We start from the raw sequence: 24,121 nt of genomic DNA on the forward strand, positions 1-24,121 counted from the left end.
CCCCGGGTAATCCGGTTGCCGCGGGCCACCGGACCGACGGAGCATGACCGCTTGTGACCACGGCTCCCGCGAGCACCAAGCTCTCCGCGATTCTCCCGGACCTCACACCCTGGCGGTCCTCTCCCGGCTTCCGTCTGCTGTGGGTGCAGGGCCTGATCACCTACTTCGGCAGCTTCATGGCGATGGTGGCCCTTCCGCTCCAGATCAAGGAGCTCACCGGATCGCCGCTCGCGGTCGGGGCGATGGGCGCGGTGGAACTGGTGCCGCTCATCGTGTTCGGACTGTACGGAGGTGCCCTCGCCGATGCCGCCGACCGCCGCAGGCTGATCCTCGGCACGGAGGCCGGGCTCGGCCTGCTGGCCGTGGTCCTGCTGGTGAACGCCGCCCTCCCGGAGCCGATGCTCTGGCCGCTCTATCTGGTCGCGGCCGGAGTCTCGGCACTCGCCGGTATGCAGCGCCCGGCACTGGACTCGCTGATCGCCCGGATCGTGCCGCACGACCAGCTCACCGCGGCCGCCGCGCTGAACTCCCTGCGCTGGCAGACGGGCGCGATCGCCGGACCGGCGCTGGCCGGCCTGGTCGTGGCGTACGGAGGCCATGCCATGGCCTACGGGATCACGGTCGTCGCCTTCGCCGTGTCCGTACTGCTGTGTCTGCGCCTGGACCCGGCGCCGCCCGCGCACGACGCGCAGAAGCCGTCGCTGCGCGGCATCGCGGAGGGCGCGCGGTACGCGTGGAGCAGACCGGTGCTGCTGGGGACGTATGCGATCGACCTGGCCGCGATGCTCTTCGCGTTCCCGAACACGATCTTCCCGTTCCTCGCGGACGACCTGGACGCCGAGTGGGCGCTGGGCCTGATGTACGCCGCGGGCTCGGTGGGCTCCGTTGTACTCAGCCTGACCAGCGGCTGGACCTCACGGGTGCGGCGGCACGGGCTGTTCGTGATCTTCGGCGCCGCGGGCTGGGGTCTGGCGATCACCGCGGCGGGCTGGGTCACGAACATCTGGCTGGTGCTGCTGTGCCTGGCGTTCGCGGGGGCCGGTGACATGCTCAGCGGTCTGGGCCGCTCGACGATCTGGAACCAGACGATCCCCGAGGAGCTGCGCGGCCGGCTCGCCGGCATAGAGGTGCTGTCGTACAGCGTCGGCCCGCAGCTGGGCCAGGTCCGCGCGGGTGCGGCGGCCGGATGGACGGGCACCCGGCCGGCGGTGTGGAGCGGTGGACTCGCCTGTCTGGTGTCGGTGGGGCTGCTGACGGCGGTGCTGCCGAAGCTGTGGTCGTACGACTCCGAGACGGACGAGGACGCGCTGCGCAGGCGCGCCCAGAAGCAGGCGGCAGAGGTGGTGTGAGGCGTGAGGTGTCGGCCCCTGCCCTGCGCGGCCTCGCCGACCACCGCATCCCGAAAGCGGGGCTCCCTACGCCCTGGCGGGCGTGGGCCCCACCGGATCGCGCGTCTCGATCACCGGCCGGGGCCGGTCCTCGTCCGGTCCGGGATCCCGGACGGGCCCAGGGGAGATCGGGTGGGGTGCCCCAGGCGGGGCACCCCCAAGGAACCGTGCTGCCCCGCGCAGGGGAGCTACGTGTCCTCCGGCCGGGCCGGGGTGTCGTGCCAGCGGGGATCGTTCTCCCACTCCAGATTCCGTTCGCGCGCAGTCTCCATCGCGTGCTCCGCCTCCGTACGCGAGGCATACGGACCGAAGCGGTCCTTGGCCGGGCATTCCGGGCCTTCCTCGACCTTCTTGTGCTCCAGGCAGTAGTACCACTCGCCCGGTTTGCCCACCGTGCGCTTCTTGAACAGGGCCATCGTCGGCTCCTTCCTCCATGGCCATGCTGCCCCATGGGGCCTGGTTAGACTCGCTGGCATGTCTGGCCAGTCTCTGCTCGTTCCCGGGGAGCTCTCCCCCACCCGTTCCGTCCCCGGCTCCATCCGGCGTCCCGAGTACGTCGGGAAGCCCGCGCCCACCCCGTACACCGGGCCGGAGGTCCAGGACTCCGACACCATCGAGCGGATGCGGATCGCGGGCCGCATCGCCGCGCAGGCGATGGCGGAAGCCGCCAAGCACATCGCGCCGGGTGTGACGACGGACGAACTGGACCGTGTCGCGCACGAGTTCATGTGCGACCACGGCGCCTATCCCTCGACCCTCGGCTACCGCGGCTTCCCCAAGTCGCTGTGCTCCTCGGTCAACGAGGTGATCTGTCACGGGATTCCGGACTCGACGGTGCTGCGGGACGGCGACATCGTCAATCTGGACGTCACCGCGTACATCCACGGCGTGCACGGCGACAACAACGCCACCTACCTGTGCGGTGACGTCGACGAGGAGTCACGGCTGCTCGTGGAGCGGACCCGCGAGTCGCTCAACCGCGCCATCAAGGCGGTGAAACCGGGCCGCCAGGTCAATGTCATCGGCCGGGTGATCGAGTCGTACGCCAAGCGTTTCGGCTACGGCGTCGTGCGCGACTTCACCGGGCACGGGATCAACTCGTCCTTCCACTCCGGGCTGATCATTCCGCACTACGACGCGGCGCACGCGACCACGGTCATCCAGGCGGGCATGACGTTCACGATCGAGCCGATGCTCACCCTCGGCACGTACGAGTACGACATGTGGGACGACGGCTGGACGGTCGTGACCAAGGACCGCAAGCGCACCGCGCAGTTCGAGCACACCCTGGTGGTGACGGACAGCGGGGCGGAGATTCTCACGTTGCCGTGAGCGGAACGCGGGGTAGCGTTTTTACCGACAGGACGTCGGGAACACATTGACTTAGGTGTACCTAAGTAGTTAGGTGAGCCTAACTGCACGGACCGGCGGTGGCAACTGCCCGCGCCGCCGCGGTCGCGTTCCCGTCCCATCGGTCATTCGGTCCCCTGGAGGCCCGCCTTGGATGCCACCGCCACCGGCACTCCCTTCTCGACGCTGATCCGGGTCGCCTCGCACGAGCAGCACACCGAGGCCGAGACCTCTCCCTTCATGGGCGACCTGCTCGGCGGCCGGCTGGGCGTCGAGGCGTACGCGCGCTACACCGAGCAGCTGTGGTTCGTGTACCGGGCGCTGGAGGAGGCGGCCGGCGTACTGCGGGACGACCCGGTCGCCGGGCCGTTCATCCGGCCCGAGCTGATGCGCACCGCGGAGCTCGAGCGCGACCTGGCGCATCTGCGGGGTGCCGGCTGGCGCGCCGGCCTCACGGCACTGCCCGCCACCGACGCGTACGCCGCGCGGATCACCGAGTGCGCCCACCACTGGCCCGCGGGATATGTGGCGCACCACTACACGCGCTATCTCGGGGATCTCTCCGGCGGCCAGATCATCCGCGACACGGCGGAGAAGACCTGGGGCTTCGCACGCAAGGGGGACGGGGTGCGGTTCTACGTCTTCGAGCAGATCCCGAACCCGGCGGCGTTCAAGCGGGGCTACCGCGAGCTGCTCGACGCGGTGAACGCCGACGATCTCCAGAAGCAGCGGATCGTCGACGAGTGCAAGCGGGCCTTCGGCCTCAACGGCGCGATCTTCCGCGAGCTGGGGGCAGAGTTCCCGCTCAGTGCGTGAGGAGCCACACGGCCCGGGCCCCCCGGGCCGCGCTCAGTGCATGAGCTGGGGCCGCCGGGCCGCGGGCGCCGGTGCCGCGAGGCGTACGCGTCCGCCGATCTCGATCAGGCCGTCGGGGCCGGGAGCCGCCAGGATCTGCGATCCCCGGCCCTGGGTGATGTTCAGGGCCCGGCCGAGCCGGTCGGTCAGCAGCAGCGCCGCCGCGCCCGTGGCCTCCTCCTCGGCGACGCCCTCGGGACACGCCCCGGCTCCACCGGAGCGGCTGTTGCCGCGCTCATCGCCCCGGCGCGGGAAGGCCCTCGCCCGTACCCGGCCTGCGGCCTCGTCCTCCCAGGCCCACGCGTACAGCCGGCCCTCGCCCGGCGGCGGGGCGGGCAGGGCGTCGACCTCTTCGGGCGTCGCGTACCGTTCCAGCCGCCACGGCGGCGCCCAGTCGGCGTGCGCCGTGATCCATGTGAACTCCCCGTCCTGGCGCACCCATACCTCACCCGCGGGCGGGTTGACGGCCTCCAGATCGAGGAGCCACGCGGCCCCGACGAGCGGATGCCCGGCGAAGGTCAGGCGGGTGCCCGGCGTGTAGATGTCGACGACCCCGCGCTCGGGGTCGTCGACGAACACGGTCTCACCGAACCCGAGTTCGGCCGCGAGCGCCTGACGTGAGGCCTGGTCCGGGAAGCCACGGGGGTCGCGGACAACCCCCAGGGCGTTCCCGTACTGCCCGTCCGGCGCGCAGAACACGTGGAGCACATCGAGCACATCGAGCACATCGGGTTCGTTCACTCCGGCATTCAAGCATCAAGTACCGACGGCCGCCCATGCCCGGCCCGGGTCACGGCCGCAGCGGCTCGCGGCGGCGCACCGCGGCGACCACGCCCGCACCGGCGGCCACGATGCCCGCGCACGCCGCCAGGAGTGCACCCGCCGGGACCCCGGAACCGGTGGTGGCGAGGGAGCCGCCTGCCGAGGTTCCGCCCACCGACCCCCCGGCGGTGCCTGCGCCGCCGCCGGCGCTCGCGCCGCCCGAGGTTCCGCCGTCGGTGCCACCCGTGGCGGGCGGAAGCCCCTGGTCCTCGTCCAGGGAGACCGCAAGGGTCAGGGCGTCGAGCTGCTCGCCGACGGGGTACATGTTGCCGAACGCCTTGACTCCGTCGGCGGTGAGCTTCGCCGGGACACCGGCCAGCTTCACCACACCGTCCTCGGCCACAAGGCCCTTCGCCGGCAGGCGTGGGAGTGAAGCCGGCGGGCGACGAACTGAAGTCGCGTACCGAGTCCAGGATCGCCGCCGTCCGGAAGGACGTTCCGAAGCCGGACAAGGGCAGGCAGCCGCGGGTCGCGTTCCTGTATCTGCGCGGCACGGCGTCCGTCTATCTGCTCGGTGGCAGCGAGTCGGGGGCCTCCTCCCTGCTGGAGGCGGCCGGCGCGGTGGACGCCGGCAAGGAGTCGGGGCTCACCCAGGACTTCACGGCCATCACCAGCGAGGCCCTGGCGAAGGCGGCCCCGGACGCGATCCTGGTGATGAGCAAGGGCCTCACCTCGGTGAACGGCCTGGACGGACTTCTCAAGATCCCGGGCGTGGCCCAGACCCCGGCGGGTATGGACCGCCGGGTCGTGTCACGTCCGGGCTCGGCACCGTGCTGCTGGGGTACGCCATCTCCCGGTCCGGCGGGCGGACCGAGGTCGTCACCTTCATCCTCACCGGTATCGCCGTCAACGCCTTCGCCGGCGCCCTGATCGGGCTGTTCGTCTTCTTCGCCGACAACGCCCAGATCACCCAGATCACCTTCTGGCAACTCGGCTCGCTCGCCCAGGCGACCTGGCCGAAGGTGCTCGCCGTGCTCCCGTGCGCGCTCGCCGGACTCGTACTCGCGCCCATGTACGCAGGGAAGCTGGACCTTCTCGCTCTCGGGGAGCGCCCGGCCCGCCACCTCGGCGTCGACGTGGAGCGACTGCGGGTCGTCCTCGTACTGGTCGTCGCGCTGCTCACGGCGGCGGCGGTCGCGGTCGCGGTCGCGGGGGTGACCACCTTCGTGGGCCTGCTCGTTCCGCATCTGCTGCGCATGGCCAACGGGCCCGGTCACCGCTTCCTCGTACCGGGCAGCGCTCTCGGCGGTGCGCTGGTGCTCGTCGCGGGCGACCTCGCCGCACGCACGGTCGCCGAACCGGCGGAGCTTCCCCTCGGAGTGCTCACCGCCCTTTTCTGCAGCCCGTTCTTCTTCTGGTTGCTGCGCAGGACCCGCCGCAGGCAAGGAGGCTGGGCATGAGGATCACGACCGCACGCCGGCGCGGGCGGGCACTGCCCGCCCGCCCCTCCCCCGGTACGCCTCTCGTCGAGGCCCGGGATCTGCACGTCCGCCTCCGGGGGGGGCAGGACGTTCTGCGCGGGGTCGAACTCACCGCGCACGGCGGCGAGGTGTGTGCGCTGGTGGGTCCCAACGGTGCCGGGAAGTCGTCCCTGCTGGCGGCCCTCGCCGCCGATCTGCCCGCTTCCCGGGGCACGGTACGGATCGCGGGGCGGACCGCCGCCGAGTGGTCCGCCCGCGAACTGGCGCTGCACCGGGCCGTACTGCCGCAGTCCGCCGAGCTGTCGTTCCCGTTCCCCGTCGTGGAGGTCGTCCGGATGGGGCGTGCTCCATGGGCCGGGACCGCCCGGGAGGAGGAGGACGAGGAGGCCGTCGCGACCGCCATGGCCGCCACCGAGGTGGCCGCTTTCGCCGCGCGCCCGTTCTCCGCGCTGTCCGGCGGCGAACGCGCCCGGGTCGCCCTTGCCCGCGTACTCGCGCAGCGCACGCCGCTGCTGCTCCTGGACGAGCCGACCGCGGCGCTCGATCTGCGCCACCAGGAACTGGTGCTTGAGATCTGCCGTGAGCGGACAGCGGCCGGTGACGCGGTCGTGGCGGTGCTGCACGACCTGTCGCTCGCCGCGGCGTACGCGGACCGGGTCGCCGCACTCCACGACGGCCGCATCGCGGCGGCCGGCCCCCTGCCGAGGTGTTCGACAGAGAACTGCTGAGCGGCATCTACCGCCGGCCCGTCGAGGTCTTCGGCCACCCTCGCACCGGGGTCCCCCTGGTCCTCCCCGAGCGGACCGCTTGACCAGTGCTTGACCAGCACATGGCATCGCCATAGGAACGCTGTAACCGCATCGTGTGCGCCACTAAGGCAAGCCTCGGTTAAGTTGGGTCCGCCTCACCGGCCTTCCGTTCACTTCGCCCCGTTTGGAGCATGTATGCGCCCCGTCCGTCTCTCCGTCGTCACCGCCGCCGCCACGGTGGCGGCTCTGACAGCTGTCACGGGCTGCGCCGAGAAGAGCGACGCCAAGGGCGGCAGCGGCGCCATCGAAGTGGTCGCGAAGGACGACGCCTGCGAGGTGTCCAAGAAGGAGTTCCCGGCCGGCCACATCGAGCTGGAGATCGAGAACAAGGGCGCCAAGGTCACCGAGGTCTACATCCTGTTCCCCGACGACCGCATCGTCACCGAGCTGGAGAACATCGGCCCCGGCCTCAAGCGCACCCTCACCGCCGAGGTGAAGGCCGGTTCGTACGAGATCGCCTGCAAGCCCGGTATGAAGGGTGACGGCATCCGCCAGAAGGTCACCGCCACTGGCGGCAAGGCCCCCAAGCGCAGCCCCGAGATGGACGCCGCGGTCGCCTCGTACCGCACCTATGTGCAGCAGCAGGCCGACCAGACCCTGCCCAAGGTGAAGGTGTTCACCGACGCGGTGCGCGCGGGCGACATCGAGGCCGCCAAGAAGGCGTACGCCGACTCCCGTATCGGCTGGGAGCGCACCGAGCCGGTGGCCGAGTCCTTCGGCGACATCGACCCGAAGGTCGACGTGCGCGAGGACGGCCTGGAGAAGGGCCAGAAGTGGACCGGCTGGCACCGCCTGGAGAAGGCGCTGTGGCAGGACAAGAAGATCGGCGCCGAGGAGAAGGCGCTCGCCGACACCCTCGACAAGGATCTCGCGGACTGGGTCAAGAAGGTCGGCACGGCCGAGATCACCCCGACGTCGATGGCCAACGGCGCCAAGGAGCTCCTCGACGAGGTCGCCACCGGCAAGGTCACCGGTGAGGAGGAGCGCTACAGCCACACCGACCTGGTCGACTTCAAGGCGAACGTCGAGGGCGCCCAGCAGTCCTTCGCCCTGCTGAAGCCGGTCGCGTCCAAGAACGACCCGAAGCTGGTCACCGAACTGGACAAGCAGTTCGCGGCGCTGAACACCCTGCTCGACAAGTACCGCAAGGACACCGCCTCGTACGAGTTCACCTCCTACGACAAGGTCGGCAAGGCCGAGCGCAAGGAGCTCAGCGACGGCGTGAACGCCCTTGCCGAGCCGCTGTCCAAGCTCGCCGCCGCCGTTGTCAAGTAAGCAAGCAGTCAAGGGGGTCCGATGCCGGACGAGACAGAGACACACACCAGCGCGCCGTCACGCCGTTCCCTGCTCGGCTGGGGCGGGGCCGGGCTTGCGCTCGGCGCCGCCGCGGCCGGCGGTACGGCGGCCGCGCTGGGCCGCGGCGACGGCACCACCGTGCCCGCCGCGGACAGCGGCGCTGCGGTGCCTTTCCACGGCGCTCACCAGGCCGGTATCACCACGGCCGTCCAGGACCGTCTGCACTTCGCCGCGTTCGACGTGAAGACGACGGACCGCGCCGAACTGGTGCAGCTGCTCAAGGACTGGACGCGGGCCGCCGAACGGATGACGGCCGGTCACGCGGTCGGCGAGGGCGCGTACGGCGGTCTGCCCGAGGCACCGCCGGACGACACCGGCGAGGCGCTCGGCCTGAAGCCCTCCCGGCTGACGCTGACGGTCGGCTTCGGACCTTCACTGTTCGCCAAGGGCCGGTTCGGTCTCGAGGACCGGCGTCCCGCCGCCCTGGTCGAGCTGCCGAAGTTCCCGGGCGACAATCTCGACGCGGCGCGCAGCGCCGGCGACCTGTGCATCCAGGCCTGCGCCGACGATCCGCAGGTCGCGGTGCACGCCATCCGCAACCTCGCCCGGATCGGCTTCGGCAAGGTCGCGGTGCGCTGGTCGCAGCTGGGCTTCGGCAAGACGTCCTCGACGACGCCCGAGGCCCAGACCCCGCGCAACATGATGGGCTTCAAGGACGGCACCCGGAACATAGCGGGTACGGACACGGCGGCGCTCGACAAGCATGTGTGGGTGTCGGCCAAGGACGGCCCGGCGTGGCTGGCCGGCGGCTCGTACCTGGTCGCCCGCCGCATCCGGATGAACATCGAGACCTGGGACCGCACCTCGCTGCAGGAGCAGGAGGACATCTTCGGCCGGGACAAGGGCGAGGGTGCGCCGGTCGGCAAGGCCAAGGAGCACGACGAGCCGTATCTGCCGGCGATGCTGCCGACCGCGCATGTGCGTCTCGCGCACCCGGACACCAACGGCGGTGCGCGGATGCTGCGCCGCGGCTACTCCTTCACCGACGGCACCGACGGGCTGGGCCGGCTGGACGCGGGGCTGTTCTTCCTCGCCTACCAGCGCGACATCCACAAGGGGTTCGTCCCGGTGCAGCGGCAGCTCGCCGCGAACGACGATCTCAACGAGTACATCCAGCACGTGGGTTCGGCGCTGTTCGCCGTCCCGCCGGGCGTCCGCGACAAGGACGACTGGTGGGGCCGGGCGCTGCTGACCTGAGGAGGAGGAACCCGACGTGTTCGGCAACTATCTCATCGGCCTGCGCGAAGGCCTGGAGGCGAGCCTGGTCGTCTGCATCCTGATCGCGTATCTGGTCAAGACCGGGCGCCGCGACGCGCTGCGTCCGATCTGGATCGGCATCGGGATCGCGGTCGCGATCTCGCTGGGCTTCGGCTTCGGGCTCGAATACGGCTCGCAGGAGCTGACGTTCGAGGCGCAGGAGCTGCTCGGCGGTTCGCTGTCGGTTCTCGCGGTGTGCCTGGTGACCTGGATGGTCTTCTGGATGCGGCGCACCGCGCGGCATCTGCGGAGCGAGCTGCACGGCAAGCTGGACGCCGCGCTGCAGATGGGTACCGGTGCGCTGGTCGCCACCGCGTTCCTCGCGGTGGGGCGCGAGGGCCTGGAGACGGCGCTGTTCGTATGGGCGTCGGTCCGCGCGGCCACCGAGGGGGCGGGCAACCAGGCTCCGCTGACGGGTGTGCTGCTGGGTATCGCGACGGCGGTCGTCCTGGGCTGGTTGTTCTACCGGGGTGCGCTGAAGATCAACCTGGCGAGGTTCTTCACCTGGACAGGTGGCATGCTCGTCGTCGTGGCGGCCGGTGTGCTGGCGTACGGCGTGCACGATCTGCAGGAGGCACGCTTCCTGGGCGGTCTGGCCGACAAGGCCTTCGACGTCAGCACGGCGATACCGCCGGACAGCTGGTACGGAACACTGCTGAAGGGCGTGTTCAACTTCCAGCCCGTCCCCACCGTCCTCCAGGTCACGGTGTGGGGGCTGTATCTGGTCCCGACCCTCGGCCTCTTCCTCGCCCCGGTAGGGTTCGGACGGTCAGAGCGGGTCGAGGAGCAGAAGGCAACCGATGAGAACGCTGGGTCGGGCGGCGACGGGGCTCGCGGCGACGGCGGTGCTGTCGCTGACAGCGAGCGCCTGCGTGACGGTGCACGGGGAACGGGAAGTCGTCCCGGCGGCGACGAAGGCTGAGGCCGCCAAGGCGCTCGAGGACTTCAGCGAGGCGTACAACAAGGCCGACAAGGCGTACGACCCCGCGCTGGACGCAGGCCATGTCACCGGCGCGCTCGGGGCCATCAACCAGGCCGGCCTGAAGGCGCGTCAGGTGAACTTCCCGAACGGCAACCCGGGCCATGTGCCGCTGGAGCTGACGGACGCGAAGTTCACCATCCCGAAGAAGGCGGGCTGGCCGCGCTGGTTCGTCGCGGACACCGACTCCAACCGGGACCAGGACGACAGTCCGACGGACAACCGCTGGCTGCTGGTCTTCGTGCGCAACGGCGCCGACGAGGGGTGGAAGGCCGCGTACCTGACGATCCTCACCCCGAAGGAGATCCCGGCCTTCAGGACCGACACGGACGGCTTCGCCGAGACCGTCGCCCTCGACAGCGGCGCGCTGGCGGTGGCGCCGCGCAATCTGAGCGAGGAGTACTCCTCGTACATCCAGAGCGGCCGGCCGGAGCACTTCGCGGACGGTCCGCACACGTCCGAGTGGCGCAAGGCCCGTGAGAAGGACGCGAATCTGCGGGGGATGTCGACGCAGTACATCGACCAGCCGCTGGACACCGGTGACTTCGCGCCGCTGGGGCTGGCCACCGAGGACGGCGGGGCGCTGGTGTTCTTCTCGACGCGCAACTTCGAGCGGCAGACGGCGGCGAAGGGCGTGCGGCTGAACATCAACGACGACGTCAAGGCGCTGCTCACCGGTGAGGTGAAGTCCACGATCACCAAGGAGCGGGTGTCCAGCCAGGCGGTGCTGGTGCCGCCGAGCGGGGGCGCGGCAGGCGGCGCGGCCGAGGGAAGCGATGCGGGTACCGCCGGTCGGGTGAACGTGCTGGGCCGGCTGACAGGTCTGACGGCGGCCGAGGGTTCGTAGCGGGACGCCGTCCGGCTCGGTGGCCGCGTCCGGTCCATGGCCAGGCGGTCCCGCTCGGACGACTCAGGCCCGGCGGCCAGGTCCGGCTCAGTGACCGGGCGGGTGCAGACTCCGGGCCGGGGGCCGGTGCGGTTCGTTTCCGGCAGGCTGCGTCCTGGCGCAGGCTCCGGCGCGGTCCGGTCAGCGGCCGCCGAGGGGCCGGGCCGCCTCGTGGCGCTCCCACTCCTCCAGCTCGCCCGCGTACCGCGCGCAGGCGTCGGTCAGCGACTCCAGGAGGGTGAGCGGGTCCGGCAGCGGATGCTCCGGTCCGCGTACCCAGGTCACTGCGAGATCACCGTCGCCCGGCAGCCGGGCCGGGGGTACGAGCACATAGCTGCCGCGGCAGTGCCAGCGCAGCCCCGGATGCTCGTCCATCGTCTCCGGATTGCAGTCCAGGGCGCACGGCCACCACTCGTCCTCGTCCTCGGGCGTGCCGCGGGTCGCGGTGAAGAACAGCATCCGGCCCTCGTCGCCGCTGCCGCCCGACTCGGCCACCGGACCGACGTCGATGCCCTGCTCGAGCAGCCGCTCAAGAGCATTGCGACCGGCCTCCAGCGGTACGTCGAGGACGTCGTGGACCATGCCGGTCGCGGTGATGAAGTTGGCCTGCGGCTGATGCCGGGCCCAGCGCTCGATCTGTGCCCGGTCGGTGGTCGACTGCGTCTGCCAGGCGAAGGAGACCGGGTGGGTTGCGGGCGTGGGACAGCCGATGCGCTCACAGGAACAGCGGAACCCGACGGGGTGTGCGGCAGGCGCGAGCGGCAGTCCGGCGGCGGCGGTGGCCAGGAGCAGAGCCTCGCGCCGCGAGTCCTGCGAGTCCTCGGCGTCGGTGTCCCTGGGGCGGCGGCGCAGCCACTGCGCCAGCCTGCTCCCCCCGGAAAGCCTGCCCTCCGTGCCGCGGTAGCGGCCGATACCGTCGCCCATCTATCCCCTCACACCTCATGCTCGCCCGATGCCGGACCCAGCCATCGTCCCACCATCCTGCTCCTCGGGTGGCCACTGTCCCCAACCGGGGTACCCCGGCGGCTGTTCCCGTGGGGCTGCTGTGAGGCTGCTGTGGGGCGCGGACACCGCTCCCGTACGGGCTCAGTTCCTCGGTGCGAGGCCGTTCACGGCGTAGTCGACGATCAGGTCGGCGTAGTCGTGGGTGAGCGGGAGGGTACGCAGCAGCCAGCGGTGGGCCAGCGGTCCGGCGAACAGCTCCAGGGCGATCCGGGGATCGATGCCGGCGCGGACGTCACCCGCGTCCTGGGCGGCGCGCAGCCGCTTCACATACAGCTGGAGCTGGGGTTCGAGCAGCTTCTCGACGAACGTCGCGCCCAGTTCGGGGTTGACCACACCCTCCGCGGTCAGCGCGCGGGCGGGGGCGTCGTAGCGGGGGTCGTTGAGCTCGTCGACGGTGGCACGCAGGACGAGGCGCAGATCGGCCTCGAGGTCGCCGGTGTCGGGAATCTCGTACTCCCCCGGGCCCGCGGCCTCGGCGGCCTGCTCGGCGAGGTCGAGGAAGGCCTCGAGCAGGACGGCGGCCTTGGAGGGCCACCAGCGGTAGATCGTCTGCTTGCCGACACCGGCGCGGGCGGCGATGCCCTCGATCGTCGTGCGGGCGTAGCCCACCTCGCCGACGAGCGCGAGCGCGGCCTCGTAGATCGCGCGGCGCGAGCGGTCGCTGCGGCGGGAGGCGTCGGGCGTTCTGGGGTCGGTCATGGCACCATGCTACCGCGCAGTGAGACGAGACGTCTCGCCTAGGTGTATGGCGCCGGACGGCGCCGGGGCGCGGCGGCGGCACGTTGATGAACCACTCGGCCGGTGGGCTGCGCGGGGGCTGTTTCAGGCCGCACGATGACTGCACGCACAACCCGTGCGACTCCTGTTGTTCCTGAGGAGCCTGCATTGCCTCGTGACGCATCGCCCCGCCGTTACCTGATGTGCCCACCCACGCACTTCGGGGCGACGTACTCCATCAACCCGTGGATGGACCCCGCCAAACCCGTCGACCCGTCGCCCAGTGGGAGGACCTGCACGACCGCTACCGCGCGCTCGGCCACACCGTGGAACTGCTCGACCCGCGGGCCGGCCTGCCCGACATGGTGTACACCGCCAACGGGGCCACCGTCGTCGACGGCCGGGTGCTCGGCGCCCGCTTCGCCCACGCCGAACGGGCCGCGGAGGCCGGGGCGCACGTGGAGTGGTTCCGCGCCCACGGCTTCACCGAGATCCATGAACCCGTGCACACCAACGAGGGCGAGGGAGACTTCGCGGTCACCGCTTCGTACGGTTGGCGGGCCGTGGCTTCCGCTCGAGCTCGCTCGCACACGACGAGGCACAGGAGTTCTTCGGCCGCCCCGTCATCGGACTGGAGCTCGTCGATGCGCGCTACTACCACCTGGACACGGCGCTGTCCGTGCTGGACACCGCGACGGACGAGATCATGTACTACCCCGGCGCGTTCTCCCCTGGCAGCCGCGCGGTTCTCGCCCGCCTCTTCCCCGACGCCCTGATCGCCACCGACACCGACGCGGCGGCGTTCGGCCTGAACGCGGTGAGCGACGGCCGCCATGTGCTGCTTCCGCAGGCGGCGGTCGGGCTGATGGATCCGCTGCGGGAGCGGGGCTTCGATCCGATCGGCATGGATCTGAGCGAGCTCCTGAAGGGCGGCGGCAGCGTGAAGTGCTGCACGCTGGAGCTGCGCGCCTGAGCCGAGGGGGGTACGGGAGGCAGTCCGTACCCCCTTCGCATCACCCTTCCGGCGGCCAGGCATCGCCCCAGTCCGCGTCGCGGGCCGCGCGGTACAGGGTGCCGTGGCGTTTGGTGACCGTCTCGCGGTGCAGGGTCTCGTCCGCCGCGCACAGGTCCAGCAGCACCATGCCCTTGCGGATCTGGGGTTTGCGGGTCACCCGGGACGGGGCCGGTGCGACGGGGAAGCGAGTGGCCGCGACATAGCTGAACTTCTCGTCCTCGTACGGCAGCGAGCCGCCCTTCACCTGGCGGTGCAGGGAGGATCGAGCGACGCGGGCCGCGAAATGGCACCAGTCCGAGCCCGGTTCGATGGGGCAGGCCGCACTGTGCGGGCAGGGTGCTGCGACGCTCAGGCCGGCCGCGATCAGCGCGTCGCGGGCCTCGATGACGCGGGCGTAGCCGTCAGGGGTGCCCGGTTCGACGATCACGACCCCTTGCGCGGCGCGGGCGGCCTCGGCGACGACCGCTTTCCGGTCCTCGGGGGTCAGCTCGTTCAGGACGTACGACACCGTCACCAGATCAGTGCTCTCGATCCGGAGCGCCGAGCTGATCCGTGCGCGCTGCCACTGCACGGCGCGCAGTGCGGGCACCTGGGAGGCCTCGGCCAGTTCGCGGCCCAGTGCCAGTGCGGGCTCGGCCCAGTCCAGGACCGTCGTGCTCGGCGCCGGCTCCTCCCACGCGTCCGCGACCGCCCAGCTCGCCGCGCCCGTGCCGCCGCCGATGTCGGTGTGGGTGGCAGGTGTCCACGAGGGGACCGCCGCCCGCAGTGCGGCGAGTGCGGACCGTACCGCCTCGAACGTCGCGGGCATCCGGTACGCCGCGTACGCGGCGACGTCGGAGCGGTCGCGGAGCACCGGTGCATGGGTCTGGGTGACCCCCCGGTAGGTGGCGATGAGCCGCTCGACAGCCTGCGCCGCCTGCCTGGGCGGTAGCCCGTCCAGCAGTGCGGCCAGGGTGCCGCGCAGGGTCTCGGCGGTGGGGGCGGTGACGTTCACCGCCCGATTCTAGGCGCGATCCCCGGTCCCGGATCCCCGGTGCCCGTGTCCCCTGCCGCGTTATCCCCTGCCGTCGGCTCAGACGGCTTGGTCGCGGCGCTGCCAGGGACGGCACAGCCCCAGGAAGCAGCCCACCGAGGCCAGCGCGCAGGTCAGCTGGACGACGGCCATCGGCACGGCCGTCGCCTCGCCCGCGATCCCTACGAGCGGCGAGGCGATCGCGCCGATCAGGAACGACGTGGTGCCGATCAGCGCAGACGCGGAACCCGCCGCGTGCGGGGTGCGCAGGAGCGCGAGCGCGTTGGTGTTCGGCATCGCGAGGCCCATCGCGGACATCAGGACGAACAGCCCGGCTGCGACCGGCACGAGACCCACCCGCCCGAAGACCCCCGACGTCATGAGCAGCAGGGCGGCCGCAGCGAGTGCGATCACCGTCAGGCCGATGCCGAGCGCCTTGTCCAGGCTGACCCGGCCCACCAGCAGCTTGCCGTTGATCTGGCCGACGGTGATCAGACCCACCGAGTTGAGCCCGAAGAGCAGGCTGAACGTCTGCGGGGACGCCCCGTAGATCTCCTGCACCACGAACGGTGAGGCCGAGATGTAGGCGAACAGCGCCGCGAAGGCGAAACCGCCGGTCAGCGTGTACCCGGTGAAGACCCGGTCGGCGAGCAGTCCACGCATGGTGCGCAGCGCCTCGACGACGCCTCCGCCGTGCCGCCGCTGCGGGGGCAGGGTCTCGTGCAGCCACTTCAGCACGACGGTGGTGAGCAGCACACCGACGGCGGCGAGGACGACGAAGATCCCGCGCCAGTCGGTGATCCGCAGTACCTGGCCGCCGATCAGCGGCGCGACGATGGGCGCGACGCCGGAGACGAGCATCAGGGTGGAGAAGAACCGGGCCATCTCCACGCCGTCGTACAGATCGCGGACCACCGCACGGGCGATGACGATGCCGGCCGCGCCCGCGAGTCCCTGGAGCAGCCGGAAGGCGATGAGCAGTTCGGCCGTCGGGGCGAGCGCACACAGCGCGGTGGCCACGGCGTACACGGCCATCCCCGCCAGGAGCGGGCGCCGGCGCCCCCACCTGTCGCTCATCGGACCGACGACGAGCTGGCCGAGCGCCATGCCCAGGAGGCAGGCGGTGAGGGTGAGCTGGACGGTGGCGGCGGGCGCGTGCAGCGAGTCGGTCACCGCGGGCAGCGCCGGGAGGTACATGTCCATGGACAGCGGCGGCAGTGCGGTGAGGCCGCCGAGGACGAGGGTGACCAGGAGCCCTGCGCGCCGCGCCGCGACGGCGGGGGCGGTCGCCTGCGCGGGCAGGGACGCGGTCGCCGGCGTGGGCGGAGGCGCGGACACCGGCGCGGCCTGAGGTATATGTCCTTGTTCGCTCTGGCCGCTCTCCGGCATCTGCTGCTCCCGTTCCTGGTTTCAACGAATTATGGTCTCCATTCCTCCGGCGTGGTCGAGTGCGTCTCGCGTCAGATCTGCCGCAGACCCGGGTTTCCCGCGTCCGTCACGAACGACGCGGCCGTGGTGACCGGCGAGCCCGGGCTCGTCACATGGGTGAGCGTCCGGAAGTCTGCGCGCGCCTGCTGCTCGCCCAGCGTGACGGTCACATAGCCACGGCGGCCGTTGTAGAACCGCATGTGCGGATTGGCGCGGGTGTACGTGTCCCAGGTGGCCGGCTTGTCGGCGCCGTCCTTGCCGCTGGAGATCGACGTCGCCACGATCTCGGTGCCGACGACCTCGGCGCCCAGGGTGTCGTAGTCCCGCTTGATGTCGTACGCGTACGCCACATGGACGTCTCCGGTGAGGATCATCAGGTTCTCGACGCCGGCCGACTCGGCGCCGTCGAGGATCCGGTCGCGGGAGGCCGGGTAGCCGTCCCAGGCGTCCATGCTGACCCGGGCGGGCTCGGTCAGATCCAGCTTGCGCCGGGAGAAGTTGACCTGCTGCGGCACGACGTTCCACAGGGCGCGCGACTGCCGCCAGCCGTCGATCAGCCAGCGCTCCTGGGTCTCGCCCGTCATGGTGCGCGCCGGGTCCTCGGACTCGGGACCGGGGATGTCCAGGCCGTCGCCGTAGGCCTGGTCGGAGCGGTACTGCCGGGTGTCGAGCACGTCGAACTGGGCGAGCCGCCCGAAGTGCAGTCTGCGGTAGAGCTGCATGTCGGTGCCCTGGGGCCGCTGGGGCCTGCGCAGCGGCTGGTTCTCCCAGTACGCGCGGTAGGCCGCGGCCCGGCGCAGCAGGAACTCCTCACGCGGCACGTCGTTCTCGGGGATCTCGTCGGCGTAGTTGTTCTCGGTCTCGTGGTCGTCCCAGGTGACGACGAAGGGGTGCGCGGCGTGGGCGGCCATCAGGTCGGGGTCGGACTTGTAGAGGCCGTAGCGCAGCCGGTAGTCCTCGAGGGTGATCGTCTCGCGGTTGTAGTGCGCGGGCAGTCGGCGGTCGGTGTGGTTACGGGCGCCGCCGACGGCGTTCACGGCGTACTCGTAGAGGTAGTCGCCGAGGTGGAAGACGACGTCGAGGTCCTCGTCGGCGAGGTGCCGGTGGGCGGTGAAGTAGCCGTCGTGGTACGCCTGGCAGCTCACGGCGGCGAACCTGAGCTCACTGATGCGAGCAGCACGGGCGGGCGCGGTGCGGGTACGGCCGGCCGGGCTGATCCATCTGCCGGCCCGGAAGCGGTAGTAGTGGACGCGGTCCGGGTCGAGGCCGGTGGGCTCGACATGGACGCTGTGGTCGAACTCGGGGTGGGCGGTGGCGCTTCCGCGCCGGACGATGCGGGTGAAGAGCTCGTCGTGGGCGAGCTCCCAGTGCACCGTGAACCGGGCGGCGGGCAGTCCGCTGCCGGGTTCGTACGGTCGCGGGGCGAGCCGGGTCCACAGGACGACGGACCCGGGCTGGGGGTCACCGGAGGCCACGCCGAGTGTGAAAGGGTCCTCGGTGATCTTCTTGGCGTCCGCCTCGGCCGCAGACGCGGAGCCGGGCAGATTGACGGCGAAGGCCAGCGCGGCGGCCGCGGAGGCGGTGGTCAGGAAGGTACGGCGGCCGATGTGCCGGGCCGCCGCCCTGAGTTCGGGTGCGTGGTCGCCATACTGCGGCGCGGGTGTCATGTGCCCCTCCCCTGACGGCTGTTGTCAGTTCGCATTGGAGTGGCGGGGGACGAAGCCGTGTTGTCGGGGACACAACTTCCGCATGTCGGTCGGATGAGTTCCGCGTTCGCCGTCGGCGCGTACGCTGCGCGTCCATGGACGCAGACGCAGTTCGTGCACATCGGGCACAGAGGATCGCGGTGGTGACGGGCGCGGGCTCGGGCATCGGCCGGGCCGTCGCGCTGGCACTGGCTGACGGCTGGTCAGTGGCGCTGGCCGGCCGCCGTGCCGAGGCGCTGGAGGAGACGGCGGAGCTGGCCGGTCCGGACGCGGACGTGATGTGCGTACCCACGGATGTGACGGACCCTGAGGCGGTGGACGCGCTCTTCACGGCGGTGCGCGAGCGCTACGGCAGGCTGGACTTCCTGTTCAACAACGCGGGCACGTTCGGCCCCGGCGGCATCCCGTTCGAGGACCTGCCGTACACGGCGTGGCGCAAGGTGGTGGACGTCAATCTGACGGGCGCGTTCCTGTGCGCGCAGGCGGCGTTCCGCCAGATGAAGGCACAGGATCCGCAGGGCGGGCGGATCGTCAACAACGGCTCCGTCTCTGCGCACGCACCCCGCCCGCACTCGGCCCCGTACACCGCGACGAAGCACGCGCTGACCGGTCTGACGAAGTCGCTGTCCCTGGACGGCCGTCCGTACAGCATCGCCTGCGGCCAGATCGACATCGGCAACGCGGCGACGGAGATGACGGCCCGGATGCAGTCCGGAGTCCTCCAGGCGAACGGCGAGCTGGCCGCCGAGCCGGTGATGGACGCGGCGGACGTGGCGCGAACGGTGCGGCTGATGGCGGACCTGCCGCTGGAGGCGAACATCCAGTTCACGACGATCCTGGCGACGGCGATGCCATTCGTGGGGCGGGGCTGACGCGAGGCAGGGCTGAGCGGGGTGGGACTGACGGGGCCCCTGTGACGGAGGCCCGCCGCGCGTTGGCTAGCCTGCTGCGATGCGGTGGTGGCACGACATCAACATCTGGGTGAAGCGGGGCGGGGCGGCGCTGCTGACCGCGGCCCTGGTGGGCGGCGGGTACCTGTGGCTGGAGCAGCGCTCGCCCGAGCACCGGCTGTCCGAGGCGTGCTCGGGCATGCTGCCGGTGTCGGACGTGCTGGACATGACGGGCGACGACTTCGAGCTGACCAGCGGGACGTTCGATGTCTCGAGCGAGGTCACGGAGCCTGCGGGCCTCGCCACGAACTGCAAGATCGGCAGCCTGTGGATCGACATCGAGACGACCGCCGGCGCTCACAGCCCCTACGGCACCTACACCTTCCAGCGACGTGACGACGTCCTGCCGGTGCCCCTGGGTTCCGGCTGGTCGGGTTTCATCGTCGCCGAGGACGAGGACGGGGGACTCGACGCATCCGTGCTGCTCGACTGCCCCAACTGGCCCGCCCGCAAGGGCAGTGGCATCCTCGTCACCACCCAGGCCCGGTACTCGACGGACCGGGTGGGCCTCGCCCGGGTGGCGACCGCCACGGCGCAGCGCACTGCAGAGCGCACCGGCTGCGACGCGACCCCCGGTACCCGGATCGACCGGGTGGACCCGGCGCCGCCGCCTCCCGACACCAGCGTCGCCGCCGAATTCCCTAAGGGCACCTGCACGGGCCTGAAGTCCCACAATGCCTTCCGCGAGACCGCGGCGGCCACGGCTCCGGTCGAGTACTGCGTCCTCGAAGGCGGCCTGGCCCTGCAGGCCGAGTACGGTCCCTTCGCGGGCGGTCGCGACGGGACGTACGGCGGTCGGTCCCGACCTGCGGGCAACGCGCGCGACATGGCGTGGGCCTCGGCCCGCTGCAAGGGCGCGCTGGGCACCGGCATGTACTGGGCGGAGACGACCGGGAACGCGGACCGCGAACCGGCGAAGAAGCTGCTCGACGCCGCGGAACTGAAGGACCTGCGCCGCTTCGCCCGGGACTCGGCGGCGCGCCACGGCTGTTCGGCGCCCACCGCCCCCTGAGGAACGGGCCCAAGGACCGGACAGAGCGGCACACGCAGCCTCCGGCCCGTCCCCGGCCGCCCCGCCCCCATGGGAGGCTGCGGCCATGGATTACGAGTGGGAGACCATCGGCCGCCTGCACGCCTGGCTGGAGCAGGCGAACCATCTGCCGCCCGAGCAGGCGGTGCTGCTGCGGATGCTGAAGCTCACGGAGGAGACCGGCGAGGTGGCCCAGGCGGTCATCGGCGCGACCGGCCAGAACCCGCGCAAGGGCACGACGCACAACTGGCAGGACGTGCAGGCGGAGTTGTGCGACGTGATCGTCACGGCGATGGTCGCGCTGCGGACGCTGACACCGGCGGCGGAGGAGGTCTTCACCGCCCACCTGGACCGTGTCGCAAAACGCTCACTGGATCAGTCACGCGGCTGAGCCGTCCGCATGCCGTGGGAACCTACCGCGTGCATCGCGTCCAGGCGAGTCGCGGCTCGTTTCGTCCGCCTCACACTGCGTGCCCATGGGACTGCGAGGTGTGTGATCTACACCCTTGACACACGCGCAATTCCCCCGTCTCGGTACACCCTTACGTTCTGGCCATGGAACAGAACCTCGGGCGCAGAGGCTTCCTGCGCCTCACCGGAACAGCCGCCCTGACTGCCTCACTGGGCAGCGCCCTCACCGCGTGCGGAACGGCCGACGACAAATCCTCATCGGCCAAGCCCGGCCGTACTGTGCGACTTGGATTCATCGCGCTGACCGACTGTGCGCCGCTGATCATGGCGAAGGAACTCGGGTACTTCGCCGAGCGCGACCTCAACGTCGAGCTGATCAAGCAGGCTTCGTGGCCGGCTACCCGGGACAACCTGCTCAACGGCCAGATCGATGCCGCTCACGCCCTCTTCAGTCTCCCCCTGTCGGTTGCGTCGAAGATCGCGGGCACGGGTTCGACCGACCTGAAGATAGCCATGGTGCTCAACAACAACGGCCAGGCCATCACCCTCAAGAAGGACTTCGCCGAAGCCGGCTACGCGGACCTGGAGGCCGCCCGGTCACTGCTGGAGAAGAAGTCGCCGACCCTGGCCATGACCTTTCCCGGCGGCACGCACGACACCTGGCTGCGGTACTGGCTGAAAGCCACCAAGGCCGATGCGTCGAACGTCAAGATCGTTCCGGTTCCACCACCACAGATGGTCGCCAATATGAAGGTCGGCAACATGGACGGCTACTGCGTCGGGGAACCGTGGAACGCCGTCGCCGTCAAGCAGGGCATCGGCTTCACTCACCTGACGACCCAGGACCTGTGGCAGCACCACCCGGAGAAGGCCCTGGTCGCGGGCGCCAAGTTCGCGACGGAGCGCAAAGACGTCCTGGCCGATGTGATGGGGGCTGTCCTCAAGGCTGCCAAGTGGCTCGATGACCTGGACAACCGCGCGAAGGCGGCGACGACCATCGGCGCCGCGCAGTACGTCAACGCGCCGCCGAAGGAGATCGAGGGCCGGCTGCTGGGCACCTACCAGCTGGGAGCGGACCTCGGCGAGAAGAAGTACAGCGGCGACCAGATGATGTTCTTCCGCGACGGCAAGGCCTCCGCGCCGCGCCGCGCGCACGCGATCTGGTTCCTGACCCAGTACCAGCGCTTCGGGCTGATCGAGGAAGCACCGCCCTACGCCAAGATCGCTGACGAGATCATCCTGCGCGATCTCTATGAAGAGGTCGCCGCCAAGGAGGGCATCGACGTACCGGGCGACGACATGAGCCCGTTCCCCCTCAAGCTCGATGGCGCGACGTTCGACCCCGCCAAGCCCGAGGAGGAGGCAAAGCGCTCATGACCAGCTCGCTGACCGGCACGGACCAGGTTGATCCTGCAACGGAGCCGACCACGCAGCCGGAGCCGTCCGGCCCGCCCGACGCCGGGCCCGCCGTCCCCGGGGCCCGGTGGAGTCAGCTCGCCGAAGTCGGCCGCGGCTTCGGCTGGGCCGTCGTCGGTACGACCACCGTCGTGCTGCTCTGGCAGCTCGCCACGTCCCACTCGGCCGACGTTCCGGCCCCGCTCGACGGGGCCCGGGCGCTGGCCGATCTGCTCGCGGATCCGTTCTACGACAATGGCCCAAACGACAAGGGCATAGGCCGGCAACTGGGCATTTCGCTGCAGCGGGTGTTCACCGGCTTCGCGCTGGCCGCTGTGGTCGGAGTGCTGGCCGGCCTGCTCATCGGCGCGAGCCGCCGGGCCTGGCTCGCGTTCAACCCGGTGGTGCAGGTGCTGCGCCCCGTGTCGCCGCTGGCCTGGTTCCCGATCTGGCTGTCCGTGTTCAAGGACGCCGACCAGGCCTCGGTGTTCGTGATCTTCATTACCGCGCTCTGGCCCACGCTGATCAACACCGCGGCCGGCGCCGCGGAAATCCCGCGGGACCACCGCAATGTTGCGCGGGTCTTCCGGTTCGGGCGCCTCGCATACCTGCGGCATGTGCTCGTGCCGAACGCTCTGCCGTCCATCATCACCGGACTGCGGCTGTCGATGGGCATCGCATGGATGGTCATCGTGGCGGTCGAAATGCTCTCCGGCAATGCGGGAATCGGGTTCTTCGTGTGGGACTCGTACAACGCCGGGAACCTCAGCTCTGTCGTCGCCGCGATCGTGCTCATCGGTCTTGTCGGCCTGGTCCTTGACGTGATTCTGGTACGGGTCTCGCGCAAGGTTGCAATCGAGGAGGTTCAGTCGTGACCGTCGAGATCCGTGGGCTGCACAAGACGTTCCGCCGAAGGGGGGCAGCCGCTCAGCATGTCCTGCGGGGTGTCGACCTCACCATCGATGAAGGAGAGTTCGTCTCCTTCATCGGCCACTCGGGTTGCGGCAAGTCGACGCTGCTCAATCTGGTCGGTGGGCTGGTCCGCCCGGACGCGGGTGAGGTCGTGGTGGACGCTCAGACTGTCACCGGGCCGGGTCCGGAACGGGCGATGGTCTTCCAGAACTACTCGCTGCTGCCCCGGCTGAGCCTCCTCGCCAATGTGCGCGAGGCCGTCCGCGCGGCACGTCCGGACTGGGCTCGGACAAAGGCCGACGACATGGTCGAGCGGTATCTGACCGCCGTCGGGCTGTGGGAGCACCGCGACAAGCGACCGGGGCAGGTGTCGGGCGGCATGGCTCAGCGCGCCGCGGTCGCCAGGGCCTTCGCCGTGGGACCCCGCACCTTGCTGCTGGACGAGCCGTTCGGTGCGCTGGACGCGCTCACCCGTTCGCGATTGCAGCAACAACTCGTCGAGTTGTGGGGCAACGAGTCGGAGACCGAGAAGGTGCTCATGGTCACGCACGGGCTCGATGAGGCGATTCTGCTTGCCGACCGGATCGTGGTCATGTCCAACCCGCCGGAGCCGTCCGTGCGCACGATCATCCCGGTGCCGATCCCGCGGCCCCGGGACCGCGCGACGATCACCAACCACCCGGCATACTCCCGTACCCAGGAGCAGTTGGCCGCCTTGCTGCTCGCCGACCAGGCAGTGGCCGCCTAGCGCCGGCCGGTCCCAGGGTCGACACATCTGCGCCGAGCCGTCGAAAGAGGTGTGAGGCGGCTGCGGGTGGTGGTCTCAGCCTGCGTCGGCGCCTCCTCGCAGGTTGGGATCACCTCCCGCGGCCGCCTCACACCCGTCGTGCGACCACCGTCCGATCGCGGCGCACCTCATCCGGGTCGCGAAGCGCTCCCTGGGCACCTGACGGGGGTCGCCGTCCGCCCTACAGTGGGCAGCGGGGGTGCGCAGCCACGCACCCCCCGCCGGATCCGCACGTCGGGCAAGGACGCGCGGTGCGACCGCGATTGCGGTCACTGGTGAACAGAAGTGGGTCCGATCAGGCGGCATGCCCCCTGAACCAGTCGAGCGCCAGCCGCGCAAGACTGGTCAGGAAGGTAGGGCTCCCCAGACCGGGCCCCTTTCATTGCGTCGCGACTTCTCCGTACCGCTCATCTGTCCTCCTCACGCGAAATCCGACAAGTCGCTTGCCGCGGTGGGGACTTGGAGAGCGACGAAAGCCTCGCCGCTCGAACGACGATACCGGCGGGGCCCCCCAGTCCGTCACGGGCCGTATGTGTACAAACGCACGGGGGAACATGGACACTGCGGCCAACCGGGCCGGATCACCGTGCCACCCGGAAGGGTTGACGGCACAGGCGGCACCTGGTCGGG

General features: G+C 70.7%; 21 protein-coding genes and 4 pseudogenes. 17 read left to right on the forward strand and 8 right to left on the reverse strand.

Annotated elements, in window-relative coordinates; genetic code table 11:
• The first annotated feature begins 53 nt into the window (after positions 1-53).
• Positions 54-1,349 carry an MFS transporter gene (locus tag ABZ208_RS13425; RefSeq protein WP_356909617.1) on the forward strand — a complete coding sequence of 432 codons (1,296 nt, stop codon included), beginning with the start codon at positions 54-56 and terminating at the stop codon, positions 1,347-1,349.
• Positions 1,350-1,576: 227 nt separating this feature from the next.
• On the opposite strand, the gene ABZ208_RS13430 is transcribed toward ABZ208_RS13425, so the two are convergent.
• On the reverse strand, positions 1,577-1,804 hold the full coding sequence (locus ABZ208_RS13430; protein ID WP_356909618.1) for a hypothetical protein: 228 nt from the start codon (positions 1,802-1,804) through the stop codon (positions 1,577-1,579).
• Between the two features lie 58 nt (positions 1,805-1,862).
• On the opposite strand from ABZ208_RS13430, the gene map reads away from it, so the two are divergent.
• A complete protein-coding gene (gene map / locus ABZ208_RS13435; RefSeq protein ID WP_328401316.1) occupies positions 1,863-2,720 on the forward strand; it encodes a type I methionyl aminopeptidase in 858 nt (285 codons plus the stop codon).
• Positions 2,721-2,888: 168 nt separating this feature from the next.
• On the forward strand, positions 2,889-3,554 hold the full coding sequence (locus tag ABZ208_RS13440; RefSeq protein ID WP_356909619.1) for a biliverdin-producing heme oxygenase: 666 nt from the start codon (positions 2,889-2,891) through the stop codon (positions 3,552-3,554).
• A 33-nt stretch (positions 3,555-3,587) separates the two neighbouring features.
• Here the strand turns inward: ABZ208_RS13440 and ABZ208_RS13445 are convergent, their stop codons facing one another.
• Positions 3,588-4,334: a PhzF family phenazine biosynthesis protein gene (locus tag ABZ208_RS13445; RefSeq protein ID WP_356909620.1), complete on the reverse strand. Its 747-nt coding sequence runs from the start codon at positions 4,332-4,334 to the stop codon at positions 3,588-3,590.
• Positions 4,335-4,383: 49 nt separating this feature from the next.
• Positions 4,384-4,758, reverse strand: a complete 375-nt coding sequence (locus ABZ208_RS13450) for an HtaA domain-containing protein (RefSeq protein ID WP_356909621.1) — start codon at positions 4,756-4,758, stop codon at positions 4,384-4,386.
• A gap of 14 nt (positions 4,759-4,772) precedes the next feature.
• Between ABZ208_RS13450 and ABZ208_RS13455 the strand changes: the two are divergent.
• The 7 genes and pseudogenes from ABZ208_RS13455 to ABZ208_RS13485 all read left to right on the forward strand — a co-directional run.
• Positions 4,773-5,168: pseudogene (locus ABZ208_RS13455) on the forward strand (ABC transporter substrate-binding protein); the annotation flags it as partial.
• A 2-nt stretch (positions 5,169-5,170) separates the two neighbouring features.
• Positions 5,171-5,815 (forward strand): annotated as a pseudogene (locus tag ABZ208_RS13460) (iron ABC transporter permease); the annotation flags it as partial.
• Positions 5,812-6,647: pseudogene (locus ABZ208_RS13465) on the forward strand (heme ABC transporter ATP-binding protein). The pseudogenes ABZ208_RS13460 and ABZ208_RS13465, both read left to right, overlap by 4 nt.
• 133 nt (positions 6,648-6,780) lie before the next feature.
• Positions 6,781-7,920, forward strand: coding sequence for an iron uptake system protein EfeO (gene efeO / locus ABZ208_RS13470; RefSeq protein ID WP_356909622.1), 1,140 nt, complete (start codon positions 6,781-6,783; stop codon positions 7,918-7,920).
• A gap of 21 nt (positions 7,921-7,941) precedes the next feature.
• Positions 7,942-9,198: an iron uptake transporter deferrochelatase/peroxidase subunit gene (gene efeB / locus ABZ208_RS13475; RefSeq protein ID WP_356909623.1), complete on the forward strand. Its 1,257-nt coding sequence runs from the start codon at positions 7,942-7,944 to the stop codon at positions 9,196-9,198.
• A gap of 16 nt (positions 9,199-9,214) precedes the next feature.
• Positions 9,215-10,180 (forward strand): iron uptake transporter permease EfeU, encoded by a 966-nt coding sequence (efeU, locus tag ABZ208_RS13480; protein WP_356909624.1) that lies wholly within the window; start codon positions 9,215-9,217, stop codon positions 10,178-10,180.
• Positions 10,068-11,084: a hypothetical protein gene (locus ABZ208_RS13485; RefSeq protein ID WP_356909784.1), complete on the forward strand. Its 1,017-nt coding sequence runs from the start codon at positions 10,068-10,070 to the stop codon at positions 11,082-11,084. The genes efeU and ABZ208_RS13485 overlap by 113 nt, the downstream gene beginning before the upstream one ends.
• A gap of 180 nt (positions 11,085-11,264) precedes the next feature.
• Here ABZ208_RS13485 and ABZ208_RS13490 read toward each other — a convergent pair whose 3' ends face one another.
• Positions 11,265-12,047, reverse strand: a complete 783-nt coding sequence (locus ABZ208_RS13490; RefSeq protein ID WP_356909625.1) for a bifunctional DNA primase/polymerase — start codon at positions 12,045-12,047, stop codon at positions 11,265-11,267.
• Positions 12,048-12,209: 162 nt separating this feature from the next.
• Positions 12,210-12,827, reverse strand: coding sequence for a TetR/AcrR family transcriptional regulator (locus ABZ208_RS13495; RefSeq protein ID WP_356909626.1), 618 nt, complete (start codon positions 12,825-12,827; stop codon positions 12,210-12,212).
• Positions 12,828-13,046: 219 nt separating this feature from the next.
• Between ABZ208_RS13495 and ddaH the strand changes: the two are divergent.
• Positions 13,047-13,818 (forward strand): annotated as a pseudogene (ddaH, locus tag ABZ208_RS13500) (dimethylargininase).
• 40 nt (positions 13,819-13,858) lie between these two features.
• Here ddaH and ABZ208_RS13505 read toward each other — a convergent pair.
• From ABZ208_RS13505 to ABZ208_RS13515, 3 genes are all read right to left on the reverse strand, one after another.
• The gene (locus ABZ208_RS13505) at positions 13,859-14,854 is read right to left on the reverse strand and encodes a small ribosomal subunit Rsm22 family protein (RefSeq protein WP_356909627.1); all 996 of its coding nucleotides are present in this window, start codon (positions 14,852-14,854) and stop codon (positions 13,859-13,861) included.
• Positions 14,855-14,932: 78 nt separating this feature from the next.
• On the reverse strand, positions 14,933-16,261 hold the full coding sequence (locus tag ABZ208_RS13510) for a Bcr/CflA family multidrug efflux MFS transporter (RefSeq protein WP_356909628.1): 1,329 nt from the start codon (positions 16,259-16,261) through the stop codon (positions 14,933-14,935).
• Between the two features lie 71 nt (positions 16,262-16,332).
• Positions 16,333-17,967 carry an alkaline phosphatase D family protein gene (locus ABZ208_RS13515; RefSeq protein ID WP_356909630.1) on the reverse strand — a complete coding sequence of 545 codons (1,635 nt, stop codon included), beginning with the start codon at positions 17,965-17,967 and terminating at the stop codon, positions 16,333-16,335.
• A 134-nt stretch (positions 17,968-18,101) separates the two neighbouring features.
• Between ABZ208_RS13515 and ABZ208_RS13520 the strand changes: the two genes are divergently transcribed.
• The 6 genes from ABZ208_RS13520 to ABZ208_RS13545 all read left to right on the forward strand — a co-directional run bounded on the left by ABZ208_RS13520 (position 18,102) and on the right by ABZ208_RS13545 (position 23,452).
• Positions 18,102-18,878 (forward strand): SDR family oxidoreductase, encoded by a 777-nt coding sequence (locus ABZ208_RS13520; protein ID WP_356909631.1) that lies wholly within the window; start codon positions 18,102-18,104, stop codon positions 18,876-18,878.
• Positions 18,879-18,957: 79 nt separating this feature from the next.
• Positions 18,958-19,968 carry a hypothetical protein gene (locus ABZ208_RS13525; RefSeq protein WP_356909632.1) on the forward strand — a complete coding sequence of 337 codons (1,011 nt, stop codon included), beginning with the start codon at positions 18,958-18,960 and terminating at the stop codon, positions 19,966-19,968.
• A gap of 85 nt (positions 19,969-20,053) precedes the next feature.
• Entirely contained in the window at positions 20,054-20,377 is a 324-nt protein-coding gene (locus ABZ208_RS13530; protein WP_356909633.1) for a MazG-like family protein, read from the forward strand.
• Positions 20,378-20,541: 164 nt separating this feature from the next.
• Positions 20,542-21,774: a CmpA/NrtA family ABC transporter substrate-binding protein gene (locus ABZ208_RS13535; RefSeq protein ID WP_356909634.1), complete on the forward strand. Its 1,233-nt coding sequence runs from the start codon at positions 20,542-20,544 to the stop codon at positions 21,772-21,774.
• Positions 21,771-22,667, forward strand: coding sequence for a nitrate ABC transporter permease (gene ntrB / locus ABZ208_RS13540; protein WP_356909635.1), 897 nt, complete (start codon positions 21,771-21,773; stop codon positions 22,665-22,667). The genes ABZ208_RS13535 and ntrB overlap by 4 nt, the downstream gene beginning before the upstream one ends.
• On the forward strand, positions 22,664-23,452 hold the full coding sequence (locus ABZ208_RS13545; protein ID WP_356909636.1) for an ABC transporter ATP-binding protein: 789 nt from the start codon (positions 22,664-22,666) through the stop codon (positions 23,450-23,452). Before ntrB ends, ABZ208_RS13545 begins: the two co-directional genes overlap by 4 nt.
• Positions 23,453-24,121 lie beyond the last annotated feature (669 nt).

Origin of the sequence: Streptomyces sp. NPDC006208 (assembly GCF_040613775.1) — a bacterium.
Classification (GTDB): Bacteria; Actinomycetota; Actinomycetes; order Streptomycetales; family Streptomycetaceae; genus Streptomyces.